10 protein-coding genes and 1 pseudogene are annotated in these 13,266 nt (G+C 63.7%); 8 read left to right on the top strand and 3 right to left on the bottom strand.

The window, feature by feature from the left end; all coding sequences use genetic code 11:
• The first annotated feature begins 4 nt into the window (after nt 1-4).
• The 5 genes from DF200_RS02800 to pdxT all read left to right on the top strand — a co-directional run bounded on the left by DF200_RS02800 (nt 5) and on the right by pdxT (nt 4,816).
• Nucleotides 5-706: a fluoride efflux transporter FluC gene (locus DF200_RS02800; protein ID WP_109136784.1), complete on the top strand. Its 702-nt coding sequence runs from the start codon at nt 5-7 to the stop codon at nt 704-706.
• Nucleotides 703-1,062, top strand: coding sequence for a fluoride efflux transporter FluC (locus DF200_RS02795; protein WP_109136783.1), 360 nt, complete (start codon nt 703-705; stop codon nt 1,060-1,062). Before DF200_RS02800 ends, DF200_RS02795 begins: the two co-directional genes overlap by 4 nt.
• Nucleotides 1,063-1,280: 218 nt before the next feature.
• Nucleotides 1,281-2,891: a ClC family H(+)/Cl(-) exchange transporter gene (locus DF200_RS02790; RefSeq protein ID WP_109136840.1), complete on the top strand. Its 1,611-nt coding sequence runs from the start codon at nt 1,281-1,283 to the stop codon at nt 2,889-2,891.
• 421 nt (nt 2,892-3,312) lie between these two features.
• Nucleotides 3,313-4,188 carry a pyridoxal 5'-phosphate synthase lyase subunit PdxS gene (gene pdxS / locus DF200_RS02785; protein ID WP_109136782.1) on the top strand — a complete coding sequence of 292 codons (876 nt, stop codon included), beginning with the start codon at nt 3,313-3,315 and terminating at the stop codon, nt 4,186-4,188.
• A gap of 7 nt (nt 4,189-4,195) precedes the next feature.
• A complete protein-coding gene (gene pdxT / locus DF200_RS02780; RefSeq protein ID WP_109136781.1) occupies nt 4,196-4,816 on the top strand; it encodes a pyridoxal 5'-phosphate synthase glutaminase subunit PdxT in 621 nt (206 codons plus the stop codon).
• Nucleotides 4,817-5,019: 203 nt separating this feature from the next.
• Here the strand turns inward: pdxT and DF200_RS02775 are convergent.
• Nucleotides 5,020-6,407: pseudogene (locus DF200_RS02775) on the bottom strand (NAD-dependent succinate-semialdehyde dehydrogenase).
• 170 nt (nt 6,408-6,577) lie between these two features.
• Nucleotides 6,578-7,948 carry an NAD-dependent succinate-semialdehyde dehydrogenase gene (locus tag DF200_RS02770; protein ID WP_109136839.1) on the bottom strand — a complete coding sequence of 457 codons (1,371 nt, stop codon included), beginning with the start codon at nt 7,946-7,948 and terminating at the stop codon, nt 6,578-6,580.
• Between the two features lie 179 nt (nt 7,949-8,127).
• On the opposite strand from DF200_RS02770, the gene DF200_RS10650 reads away from it, so the two are divergent.
• Nucleotides 8,128-8,346, top strand: coding sequence for a hypothetical protein (locus tag DF200_RS10650; RefSeq protein WP_146191993.1), 219 nt, complete (start codon nt 8,128-8,130; stop codon nt 8,344-8,346).
• 166 nt (nt 8,347-8,512) lie between these two features.
• Nucleotides 8,513-9,289 carry a sulfite exporter TauE/SafE family protein gene (locus DF200_RS02765; RefSeq protein ID WP_241520102.1) on the top strand — a complete coding sequence of 259 codons (777 nt, stop codon included), beginning with the start codon at nt 8,513-8,515 and terminating at the stop codon, nt 9,287-9,289.
• A 30-nt stretch (nt 9,290-9,319) separates the two neighbouring features.
• Here the strand turns inward: DF200_RS02765 and DF200_RS02760 are convergent, their stop codons facing one another.
• On the bottom strand, nt 9,320-10,945 hold the full coding sequence (locus tag DF200_RS02760) for a hypothetical protein (protein ID WP_109136779.1): 1,626 nt from the start codon (nt 10,943-10,945) through the stop codon (nt 9,320-9,322).
• 380 nt (nt 10,946-11,325) lie between these two features.
• Here DF200_RS02760 and DF200_RS02755 point away from each other — a divergent pair, with 380 nt between their 5' ends.
• Entirely contained in the window at nt 11,326-13,203 is a 1,878-nt protein-coding gene (locus DF200_RS02755) for an alpha-glucosidase (protein WP_109136778.1), read from the top strand.
• The last annotated feature ends 63 nt before the right edge of the window (nt 13,204-13,266 follow it).

Below are 13,266 nucleotides of genomic sequence, written 5' to 3'. Positions count from 1 at the left end.
GGTCATGGCAGAATCCCAACGGCATCCGGGCGGTCCCGGCCCCGCCGCACGGCCGTCGACGGCGGCAGGCGGCTCCGCGGCACGTTCGCCGCTCGCCGATTCGACGATCTACATCGTGGTGTTCCTCGGCGGCTGCCTCGGCACCGCCATGCGCTACGGCCTGTCGCTCGCCGCATCCGGGGAACAGGCCACCGTCGGCATCTGGTCGGCCGTCCATATCGGCACGTTCACCGCGAACATCATCGCCTGCTTCACATACGCCGCCATCGCCGCCTATACAGCGCAGGCGAGATGGATTCGCAAACGCAGCCGCGACCTCGTCTCGCGAGGCTTCGGCATGGGCATGTGCGGCGGTCTCTCCACCATGTCGACGCTCGCGTTCGAACAGTTCGGCGACCTGTCGCACGGCAACATCTTCGGCGTGCTCGTATACGTGATGCTCAGCTTCGGCATCGGCATCCTGGCCGCATATCTCGGCGTCCGGCTGGCACTCGCGCTCGCCGGCGGGCACAAGCACGATGCCGATGGTGACGGCGGCCACACCGGCGTCAAGAAGACCTCCACGAATCCGACGACGTCGGACCTGCCGCCGTCAATCGCCGCGAAGATGACCGACGAGCCGCCGGCCCCCGTCGCGGCGCCTTCGCGGACGTCGTCCGACTCCTACCGAACCCTGTGGACCGACGACGAGGAGGCCCGTCGATGAATTTCTTCCTTTCCCTTTTCGCGTTCATCGGCGTCTGCCTGTGCGGCGGCCTCGGCGCCGTCGCGCGTTTCGTCATCGACACCGCCATCAAGATCGTGTGGAAGAACGCGTTCCCGCTGTCCACGCTGGTCATCAACATCATCGCGTCGTTTCTGGCGGGCGCTGCTGCCTCGGCGCCGTGGCATCTCATGGTGGTGACGGGGTTCCTCGGCGGACTGTCGACGTTCTCGACGGCGATCAACGAGATCGTGTCGTTGGGGCGGGACAAGCGCCCGTCGATGGCCGGATACTATCTCATCGCATGCATCATCGTGCCCGTGCTGTGCGCCGCGTTGGGGTGGCAGCTCGTCCGCTGAGTTAGTAGTTCATGAATCGCGAGATAGGGGCATTTTTCGGTCGTTTTTGGGCTGTATCTTGCGATTCATGAATCGGCGTGCCGGTCGTGGGGGCTCTGGAACGGAGAGGCGTAGACTCGCTGTAGGAATAACGATGGCCGGCGGAAAAGGGAGGCGGCTTGAACACGCAATCGAGGGTGAACAGGCTGCTTTCCTCGTTCAATCGTCTCAAATGGAAGATGGCGGCGGCCGGTGTGCTGATCGGCCTTGTTTCCGGCGTGCTGGTGGTGGCCTACCGGCTGGGCATCGAATACGTCGTGGAATTCGCGAGATGGATGTATGGGCAGATCCGGCAGACGCCGTGGCTGATCGCGCCCTGGACCGTGGCTGCGGTGGCGGCCGGTCTGCTGATCGCGCGGATGATCCGCAGGGAGCCGATGGCGTCGGGCAGCGGCATCCCGCAGACCGAGGGCGTGGTGTTGTTCGGGCTGAAAATGCGATGGCAGACGATTCTTCCGGTCCGATTCATCGGGGGGCTTCTTGCCGGGGTGTTCGGCCTTTCGATGGGTCGTGAAGGCCCGTCGATCCAGATCGGTGCTTCCGGCGCGCAATTCGTGGCGCATCGTCTTCGGAGCGGGCGTCGTGAGGATATGCAGGAGCATTATCTGGTGACGGCGGGAGCGGCGGCCGGGCTTTCCGCAGCGTTCAGCGCCCCGCTTTCCGGCATGATGTTCGCGCTGGAAGGAGTGCACCGCAGTTTCTCGCCGGCGATACTGATGGGGGCCACCGCGGCGTCACTCACCGCCGACTTCGTATCCAAATACTGTTTTGGGCTTACGCCGGTACTGGATTTCGGCGAGTTGCCGAAGCTGCCGATCGGGCAATATGCCTGGATGTTGCCGCTGGGAGTGGTCGCCGGTCTTGTCGGCGTGCTGATGAACCGGGCGCTGCTTGGATTCCAGACGTTGTTCGGCAGGCTGCCGGCTGCGGTTCGTCCCGTGGTGGCGTTGGGCTTGGCGTTGCCCGTGGGATTGATGCTGCCGCAGGTGCTGGGCGGGGGATCGAATCTGATTGCGCTCGCTGAACACGTGGGCGGTGGCATGGATGGCGGCGCGTCCCGCGGATTGCAGACCGCGGCCGCCGGATTCGATTCGGTTCATGGCGTGACCGAAGTGGGTCTTGGCATGATGGCGCTGCTATTCGTGGTCAAGATGCTGTTCACCGCCACCAGCTTCGGCGCGGGTACGCCGGGCGGCATCTTCATGCCGATTCTCTCGGTTGGGGCATTGGGCGGCGGCATCTGCGGATTGGCGGCGAACCAGTTCGCCGGTCTTCCTGCGCAGAGCATACCGCTGTTCGCGGTGTGCGGCATGGCCGGTACGTTGTCCGCTTCGGTGAAGACCCCAATCACCTCGATTCTGCTCACCGTGGAGATGAGTGGTACGGTGACGCATATGCTGCCTGTGGCGTTGGCGGCGTTCATCGGACTGCTGGTCTCCGACATGCTGCGCACCAAGCCGATCTATGGGGCGTTGCTGGAACGGTATATGAAGCAGCATCCGAACGATCCCGCCGCGGGCACCGACGAGGCTCGGATGCCCAGCAAAGTCGGTCGCGGCATGATGGAGTTTCCTGTGGAGATGGGGGCGCCCGCGGATGCCCGACGGGTGCGTGACGTGGCATGGCCCTCGGGATGTCTGATTGTGGGACTGCGCCGGGGCGAAAGCGAAATCGTACCGCGCGGTGATACGCAGGTGCGCGCCGGCGACTATCTGATCGTATTGTTCAGCGGAGAGGATGCCCCCGTTGTGCGCAAGGCCATGGATGCGCTGTGCCGGCTGCAGCGATAGCCGTGTTCATGGCGATGGGCGTGACCGGGTACGGCCAGCCGGGTATAGGTTGCGTGACCGGGTATACCTGTGCCGAGTTACGCCTTGCAAAGACTGTTGAAATTGCAACGTTTTTCGAGCGGCGTGACTGGGCGCACCTATGCCCCGTCACGCACCTGTACCCCGTCACGCACCCAGTCACACCATTACGCCGTGGTACACGTACCCCATGCGTCATATGCCTCACGTATTTGGGGTATTTGAGCGCGTTATCGGATTTTGCTATCTCAAAAACGTTTGTTTCGCGCCGGTATGTGGGCAATGCACCTGAATGTAACGCAGTGTATTTAGCATTAATGTTTGTGTGTTTGCATTTGACGGCGTATTCGGCCGATCGGTGCGAACGGTAAACGGTACGACGAAACGAAAAAAGAGGAAACAGATGGCTGAGAACAGGTCCGAACTGAACAAGAACCTCGCCCAGATGCTCAAGGGCGGCGTCATCATGGACGTCACCACGCCGGAGCAGGCGAAGGTCGCCGAGGACGCCGGCGCTTGCGCCGTCATGGCCCTGGAGCGCATCCCCGCCGACATCCGCGCCGCCGGTGGCGTCTCCCGTATGTCCGACCCGGCGATGATCAAGGGCATCCAGGAGGCCGTCTCCATCCCGGTCATGGCCAAGGTCCGTATCGGTCACATCGCCGAGGCCCGCATCCTTCAGGCCATCCAGATCGACTACATCGACGAGTCCGAGGTGCTGAGCCCCGCCGACGACGTCTACCACATCGACAAGACCCAGTTCGACGTGCCGTTCGTCTGCGGTGCGAAGAACCTCGGCGAGGCCCTGCGCCGCATCGCCGAAGGCGCCGCGATGATCCGCACCAAGGGCGAGCCCGGCACCGGCGACGTGATCCAGGCCGTCCGCCACATGCGTACGATGAACAAGCAGATTCGCGAGCTCGTCGGTCTGCGTGACGACGAGATCTTCGAGGCCGCCAAGCAGCTGGCCGTTCCGTACGACCTCGCCAAGTACGTGCACGACAACGGCCGTCTGCCCGTCGTGAACTTCGCCGCCGGTGGCGTGGCCACCCCCGCCGACGCCGCCCTGATGATGGAGCTTGGCGCCGAAGGTGTGTTCGTCGGCTCCGGCATCTTCAAGTCCGGCAATCCGGCCAAGCGTGCCGCCGCCATCGTCCAGGCCACCGCCAACTGGCAGGACGCCGATCTGCTGGCCCGTCTCTCCGAGAACCTCGGCGAGGCCATGGTTGGCATCAACGAGGACGAGATCGAAACCATCATGGCCGCCCGCGGCGAGTGAGGCAACCGTGGTAGTAGCCGTTGAATACATTTCCAAGGAGGAGTCGGCCGAGGCCGAAAATGCCAAGCATGGCGTGACCGGCATCCTCGCCGTGCAGGGCGCATTCGCCGAGCACGCGGCCATGCTCGACCGTCTTGGCGCCCAGTGGAAGCTGTTGCGTGACGTCGAGGATTTCGACGATTCCATCGACCGCGTGATTCTGCCCGGCGGCGAATCGACGACGCAGGGCAAGCTGCTGCATTCCACGGGTCTGTTCGAGAAGATCGCCGCGCATATCGCCGCCGGCAAGCCGGTGTTCGGCACCTGCGCCGGCATGATTCTGCTCGCGAAGAAACTCGACAACGACGACAACGTGTACTTCGGTGCGCTTGACGCCGTTGTTCGCCGCAACGCCTACGGGCGTCAGCTCGGATCGTTCGCCGCGACCGCCGACTTCGGCGACATCAAGGACTTCCCGCTGGTGTTCATCCGCGGGCCGTTCGTCGTGTCCGTCGGCTCGCAGGCCACCATCGAGACCGAGGTGAACGGCAACGTGGTCGGTCTGCGTCAGGGCAATATCATCGCCACGGCGTTCCACCCCGAACTCACCGAAGACCCCCGGATTCATGAGTTGTTCTTGGGCCTGTGAAGGACAGATAGACACTGCCTGAGCAGTGCTTTTTGGCTCCCCTCTGTGAGGGGAGCTGTCGGCGATAGCCGACTGAGGGGAGCGAGAGTCTAAGGTGTCTCTCCCCTCAGACCGCCTGCGGCGGCCAGCTCCCCTCAGCGAGGGGAGCCAATTGGGAACGAGTGCGGCGTCACAGATACGACTTCTGCAAGCCGCAACGCCAATCAGAACGGACCGTTGATGTCGGCTACGGCGACGACCTTCTGGTTCACGAACTCCTTGAGTCCGAGATCGAGCAGTTCGTGGCCGTATCCGGAGTTCTTCACGCCGCCGAACGGGATGTCCGCGGCGACGACGGTCGGATGGTTGATGGCGACCATACCGGTGTCGAGACGGCGCGCCACCTGCTGGGCGCGGTGGATGTCCGAGCTAAATACGGAGCCGCCAAGTCCGAACGGGGAATCGTTGGCGATGCGGACCGCGTCGTCCTCGTCCTTGGCGCGGTACACCTGCGCCACCGGTCCGAAGAACTCGGTGTGGAAGGCGTCGTTGTCTTCGGTGATGTCGGTGACGATCGTCGGCGGGAAGAACGCTCCTTGTTCAGGCACTTCGGCCAGATATTCCACCTTGGCGCCCTGTTCCACGGCCGAAGCCACCTGGCGCTTCAGGGTTTCCACGGCTCCGGCGCTCGACAGCGGCGCGAGGGTGGTCTTCGGATCGGTCGGATCCCCGCCACCAGCTTCGCGGCGCCTTTACGGTAGCGTTCGAGGAACCGGTCGTATACGGACTCGTCGATGATGAGGCGCTTCGAGGAGACGCACACCTGCCCGGCGTTCCAGTTGCGGCCGAACACTGCCCAGTCGGCGGCCTTCTCCACATCGGCGTCGTCCAGCACGATGAACGCGTCGGCGCCGCCGAGCTCCAGTGTGCTCTTCTTCAGATGCTTCGCGGCGAGCGAGGCGACATGTCCTCCGGCCTTTTCCGAGCCGGTGAGCGCCACGCCGCGCACGTACGGGCTGGCGATCACATGCTCGGTGAGGTCATGCGGCAGATACAGATTGGTGAGCAGCCCCTTGGGCGCTCCCGCTTCGAGGAACAGCTGCTCCATACGGGCCGCGCTCTGCGGCACGTTCGACGCGTGCTTGAGCACCACGACGTTGCCGGCGGTCGCCTGCGGCGCGGTGATGCGTATGACCTGATAGTACGGGAAGTTCCACGGTTCCACGGCGAAGATTACGCCCATCGGGTCGTTGACCAACTGCACGTCGGTGTCGCCGTAGCCCTTCGCCGGCAACAGACGTGGGGACAGCAGCTCTTCGCCGTGCTCCACGTAGTAGCGCAGCATGGCCACGCACAGGTCGACTTCGGCCTCGGCCTCAGCGGTGATCTTACCCATTTCCAGAGTGAGTGTGGAGGCGTAGTCGCTGCGATTGTTCTTCAGAATCTCCGCGGCCTTGGCGAGCACGGCCACGCGCTCGGAGATCGGCTTCGCCTTCCATTCAAGGAACGTGGCGTGTGCGGTCTTCAGCGCGGCATCGACCTCGGCCTCGGTGGCATCGGGAAACGTCTTGATGGTTTGTTCGGTGTACGGATTGATGGTGGCGTATGCCATGGTATTCCCCTTTCGATCGTCAGCATTGACGGCAATGAAACCCAACGCCACCATTATGCGGATACACCGATGAGACATGTCAAGAAGTTGCCAACGTTTTTTGCGAAAGGTCGCGCCCGAACCACGGCGTCGGCTCGCCATCGTGGTTCGGGCGGAGACTGCGTCAGGCCTCAGCCGTTGATCACGACCTTCTGGTTGAGGAACTCCTTCAATCCCAGATCGATCAGCTCATGACCATATCCGGAGTTCTTCACGCCGCCGAACGGGATGTCCGGCCCCGAAGCGCTGGCGCGGTTGATTGTCACCATGCCGGTGTCGAGCTGCCGGGCGATCTCCTGCGCATGATGGATGTCTGTCGTGAATACCGAGCCGCCGAGACCATACGGGGAATCGTTGGCTATGCGTATGGCGTCGGCCTCGTCGGCGGCCCGATACAGCTGCGCGACCGGGCCGAAGATCTCGGTACGTGTGGCCTCTGAACCCTCGGGAATGTTCGTCAGCAACGTCGATGGGAAGAAATTGCCCTCGGCGGGCACGTCCACCAGATACTCCACCGTCGCACCCTGCGCCACGATGTCGGCCACCTGCCGTTCCACCTGCCGTTTCGCCGCGGCACTGGAAAGCGGCGCGAGCGTGGTCTTCGGGTCGGCCGGATCACCCGGCACCAGCTTCGCAGCCTCCGCACGGTACCGGCGTACGAACTCGTCGTACACCGCGTCGACCACAATGAACCGCTTCGACGAGACGCACACCTGACCGGCGTTGCGGTTACGCCCGCGCACCGCCCATTCGGCGGCCAGCTGGATGTCAGCGTCCTCCAGCACGATGAACGCATCCATGCCGCCGAGCTCCAGTGTGCTTTTCTTCAGATGCTTGCCGGCCAGCGAGGCGATGATGGCACCGGCCTTTTCGGATCCGGTGAGCGCCACGCCGCGCACATATGGGCTGGCGATCACGTGTTCGGTGAGGTCATGCGGCAGATACAGGTTCGTGAACACGCCTTCGGGGGCGCCGGCCTCGCGGAACAGGCGTTCCATCAGCGCCGCGCATTGCGGCACGTTCGACGCATGCTTGAGCATGACCACGTTGCCGGCGGCCAGCTGCGGCGCGGCCACGCGAATCACCTGATAATACGGGAAGTTCCATGGCTCCACGGCGAAGATGATGCCGGTCGGATCGTTGACCAGATGCACGTCGGTCTCGCCGAACCCTTGCGTGAGCAGCATTCGCGGGCGCAGCAGGTCCTTCGTGTGCTCGACGTAGTACCGCAGGATCGCCACGCAGACGCTGACCTCGGCCTGCGCCTCCGCCATGATCTTGCCCATTTCGGTCGTCAGCATGGCCGCGTACTCGTTGCGTTCGGTTTCGAGGATCGATGCGGCGTTGTCGAGGATCGCGGTGCGTTCCTCGATTGGCTTGCGTTTCCAGACGTCGAACGCGGCGTGCGCGGTGTCGAGTGCGGCATCCGTCTCCTCGATCGTCGCCGTGGGGAACGTCTTCAGGGTTTCGCCGGTGTAGGGATTGACTGTTGCGTATGCCATCGTTGCCTCCTCGCCGCGGCCGACATGACCGCATATCATCCATTTTCGCGCGGTCCCATACGTTTTTCCATTATCACGATGATGTGTTTCGACGCCGATAATCCGATGTTTATATATGTGTATATATGGCGTAGTCCGTTGATATCACGCGGCGATAAAAACGCCGACATTGATAAACAATGCGCGACGAAACAGGCGCGAAACGATACCATCCGGCGAATTCCGGGAATGCCGGCGATATTCTTTTCCGCGGCGTCGGATGCGTGCGCGGCCCGTTGCTGTTGATCGGGTGTTGGGGTTGGATATTGGGTGATGTCGACGTTGGCGTCATTGATACGTCAGATGATGCCGATGCCGCGGAAAGCGTTCATGGGGAGTACAGTGAGCGGCGTGACTGACGATATGACGAAGCATGGTTCGACGGCGGGCGACGCGGCGGACGGTTCCGCGGGAGGTGCCGCAAATGCGCGTACGGACGGTTCCGCGCGTGACGCGAACGGGCCATCATATAGTGGCGAAGGCTCGACGACCCTGGGGGAGGGGCGCTCCGCAAGCCAAGTGTGGATGATGCTGATCGGCGTCGGCGTCCTCTCCGGTTTTCTTTCCGGCCTGTTCGGCATCGGCGGCGGCACGGTGATCGTGCCCGCGCTGGTGTTTCTGGGCCTGTCGCAGCGTCATGCGGCGGCCACGTCGCTGGCCGCCATCATCCCGACGTCCATCACGGGTGTGATTTCCTACGCCACCGGCGGCGACGTCGATTGGATCGCCGCCGCATTGCTGGCCTGCGGGCTGATCGTCGGCTCGCAGATCGGCAGCTGGCTGTTGTCCCGCCTGCCGGAGGTCGTGCTGCGTTGGGTGTTCGTGGTGTTCCTGGTGTTCGTGATCCTTTCGCAGATCGTGTTCACGCCTTCGCGCGACCACGTGATTCATATGACCATCGCGACCGGCGCGCTGCTGGCGTTGCTGGGCGTGGGCATCGGCACGCTCGCCGGACTGCTGGGCATCGGCGGCGGCGCCGTGATGGTGCCGGCGCTTTCCGTGCTGTTCGGCGCGAGCGATTTGATGGCTCGCGGCACGTCGCTGCTGGCCATGTTCCCGAGTTCGATCGCCGGAACCGTGGCGAATACGCGGCGTAGGCTCGTGCATCTGCGCAACGGTCTGGCCATCGGCGTCACGGCGGCGGTCGTGGCCCCGTTGGGCACCGTCGTGGCCGGATGGGTGACGCCGCGCATGGGTGCGAACCTGTTCGCCGCGTATCTTGGCGTGCTGCTGGTGCGCAGCATCTGGACGGCCGTGAAGATCACGCCGGGATTGCGTGAAAGGTTCATGCGGGAGCGGTGACCGGCGACCCCGGCGGAGATCACGCAGGGGTCACTGTTTCTGATTCGTGCCGGTGCTGGGGGTCGGCGTGGTGGAGGAGCTGCCGCCGCCGGCGGTGTCGGTCGCGGTGTCACTGGGTTTCTGGTCGGTCTTGTTGCCGTTGCTGGTTCCGGTGCCGTTGCTGCCGTTACTGCTGGACGATCCGTTGCCGTTGTTGCCGTTGTTGCCGTTGGATGATTCGTTGCCGTACTGGTTGGAATACCCGTTGCCGCCGGTTCCGTTGCCATACTGGTTGTACGATCCGTTGCCGTAATACCCGTTGCCGTAGCCGTTGTAATAGCCATTGCCCGAGCCTGAACCGGAGCCCGACGACGAGCCCGAACCAGAGGACGATGTCATGGCGTTCTTCACCGCGGTCTGCGCCTGTTCCAGCGTGGTCTTCGCATTCTGCAGGTCCGTTGCCGTGGATTCGGGCGCGTTGGCCGCCGCTTGGGCCGCGCTGATCGCGTTGAGCAGCGTCGTGCGCGTGGCGTCGTCCACCACTCCGTTGCTGTTGTCGTACGTGGTCTGTGCCGAAGTGATGGCCGACTGGAGGCTCGCCTTCAACGTGCTGCGCTGATTGTCGTCCTTGCTGCCGGAGACGGCTTTGAGCGCGCTGTTGATGCTTTCGGTCGTTTTGACGATCGCATCGGCCATCGTCCGGTTGGCCTTCGCGTTCGCGTCCAACTGCGACGCCGCCATCGACGACGTGCATTCCCGGGACTTCGACACTTCCTTGGTGCCGTCCACGGCCTTCTGGAGATTCGTCAGTGTCGTTGGGTCGGAGACCTCTGACGATGCCGTCTGCAATGCGGATTGCGAGTCCTTTTTCGCCTTGGCCAACGCCGTGGTCGCGGTATCGTACGCCTTGACCGACGCCGTGCAGTCGGCCATCGCGGCCTCCTGCGATTTGCCGCCGAACTGACGCCATGCGAAGACGCCGCCCGCCACGAGCGCCGCGGCGATCACGATTGCGACGGCCGCCGTCGTCACATGACGCCGATTGAGACGGATCTTCCCCGACGTGGCCGTACCGGCCGGCTTCGAGGTTTCGGCGTCGGCATCGGCGGGCGGAATGCTCGCGGGCATGGCGGAGGCGTCGGGGCCGGCTTCGGCGTCGTTCGCGGACGCCGTGATCGGCGGTTCCACGATCGTCGTCTCGCCGGCCGGTTCATCGTCTGTCTCATCGTTCATGACGGGCATCACGCGGGTTTCGCCGGCGTCGGCGTGCACGTCCGCATCCTCGGCGGCTGTGATCGGTGGGATGTCGGCCGTGTCGGCCAACAGGTCCTGCATGATGTGGTCGGGCAATACGGCGGTGGGCATGACCGTGGTCCGTTCCCCGGTCGCCGCATCCTGTCCCGGCGTCTCCACCGTGTGGTCGCTACCGGAATCAGGAAGCGTATCGGCCGAGTCATCGCCCGGGGATGACGGACCGTCGTCGGCGTTGGCATCGGTGACGTCGTCGCCGGCCGCTTCATGATCCGATCCATCGAAATCGAACGTCAGCGTGGGGATGTCCCACGATGTATCCTCCGCATCGTCAAGGGAGGGGAAATCCAGGTCCTTGTCGGATTCGTCGGCCTGATTGGGGCCGTCGTGCCCGTCGTTCCTGTTCTTGTCGTCCTTCGCCGTCATATGCTCACTCTCCGCCAATCCATCATCGATCCGTATCATCGATTCGCATCGATTCGTATCGATTCGCGCGTCAAGCGCCGCGCGCCGCACTATCGGAACCATGGTATTCCATCCCTGTGTTCGTGAAAGCGGAAATATGTCACGATATTGTGCCGTTCCATAACAACAACGCGAGTTATGAGGCTTTGTCGTCGCAGAGGGCGGTTTCTTGGCAAAGCGTAACGCCAAGAAACGTTGAAAAACCGCGGTCGGGGGTTTCCTGCATGACCGTCCTGCGTCAGGTAAAGCCTCGCAACTCGCGATTTTTAAAATGCAAACAGGGGCTTGAACGGTAAAATTGGCGGAGACCGAGGCTCCAGGGCAATCAAGGAGGATGCATCATGACGACAGAGCAGCGCACGCCGCTTCCCGACTCCATCCACACCAACGGGGCGACGCCGAACCCGTGGTGGGCGAACGCGGTGGTGTACCAGATCTATCCGCGCAGCTTCCAGGACACGAACGGCGACGGATACGGCGACCTACCGGGCATCACATCGAGGCTCGACTATCTGGCCGATCTCGGCGTGGACGTGATCTGGCTGTCTCCGGTGTTCAAGTCGCCGCAGGACGACAACGGCTACGACATCAGCGATTATCAGGACATCGACCCCATGTTCGGCACCCTCGACGACATGGACGAACTGATCGAGGAGGCGCACGACAGGGGCATCAAAGTGGTGATGGACCTGGTGGTGAACCACACGTCCGACGAACACGCATGGTTCCAGGCCTCGCGCGACAAGAACGACCCGCACGCCGACTGGTACTGGTGGAGGCCGGCCCGGCCCGGACACGAGCCGGGGACGCCGGGCGCGGAGCCGAACCGGTGGGGATCGTACTTCGGCGGCTCGGCATGGGAATACGATCCGAAACGCGGCGAATACTATCTGCACCAGTTCTCGAAGAAGCAGCCGGACCTCAACTGGGAGAACCCCGAGGTGCGCGCGGCCGTGTACAGGATGATGAACTGGTGGCTCGACCGCGGAATCGACGGATTCCGCATGGACGTGATCACGCTGATCTCCAAGCACGTGGACGCCAACGGCGAACTGCCCGGCGTGGGCGCCAACACCGAATCCGACGGGCAGGTCGGGCCGGACGGCTACTCCAGCCCCAACCCGTTCTGCGCAGACGGACCGCGGCAGGACGAGTTCCTCGCCGAAATGCACCGCGAGGTGTTCGACGGGCGCGAAGGCACGATCACCGTGGGCGAGGCGCCCGGCATCACGCCGGAACGCAACCGGCACATCACCGATCCGGCGAACCGCGAGCTCGACATGCTGTTCCTCTTCGACCACGTGGAACCGGGCGGCGGACAATCCAAGTGGACGGCGGAACCGTGGAGGCTCGCGCACCTCAAGCATTGCCTCGCCGGCCACCAGGGCGCGGTGAGGGAATCCGGGTGGACCAGCCTGTTCTTCAACAACCACGACCAGCCGCGGGTGGTCTCCCGTTGGGGAGACGACTCCACCGACGAGGCGCGCGTGCGCTCGGCGAAGGCGATCGCGCTGCTGCTGCACATGCATCGCGGCACGCCCTACGTGTATCAGGGCGAGGAGCTTGGCATGACCAACGCCTACTTCGAATCGCTCGACCAGTACCGCGACCTCGAATCCATCAATATGTACCATCAGCTCACCGAAGCCGGCGTGATGACCCCGGACGAGATGATGGCGGCGTTGAAGGCCATCAGCCGCGACAACTCGCGCACCCCCATGCAGTGGGACGCCACCAAGTACGCGGGCTTCACCGCGCCGTATGCGCCAACCGCCCCATGGCTGGCCGTGAACGCGAACCACGACGTGGTGAACGCCAAAAAAGAGAAACGCGATCCGGACTCGGTGCTGTCGTTCTACAAGAGGCTCATCGCGCTACGGCATGAGAACCCGGTGGTGGCGGCCGGCGATTGGCGGATGCTCGACGGCGACGATCCGCACGTGTACGCGTTCGTGCGCTCGCTGCATGAGGACGGTGTGGGCGGCGGCATCGACGGTTCCGGCGAGAGGCGGATCGTCGTGGTGGTGAACATGTCGGGTTCGGGCGCGAAGATTCCCGCCGAAACCGCCGACATGCTGGGGCTGGGGCTTTCCGGCACCACGCTTGGCGGCGTGAGCGCCGACCGCATCCTCATCAGCACCTATCCGGCCGAGGAGACCGCCGCCGACCTGCTGTTCGGCAAGCTCTCCCCTTGGGAGGCCTTCGCCTACGAGCTGTAGGCCGCGCCGCCGGGACGACGCCTGCCGGCCACCGTCCGTGCGACGCCATCGGCTACGATGGGT

Source organism: Bifidobacterium catulorum, from assembly GCF_003129925.1.
Lineage (GTDB): Bacteria > Actinomycetota > Actinomycetes > Actinomycetales > Bifidobacteriaceae > Galliscardovia > Galliscardovia catulorum.
The sequence above is the reverse complement of the archived record's forward strand: the minus strand, read 5'-3'. Positions and strand labels throughout refer to the sequence as shown.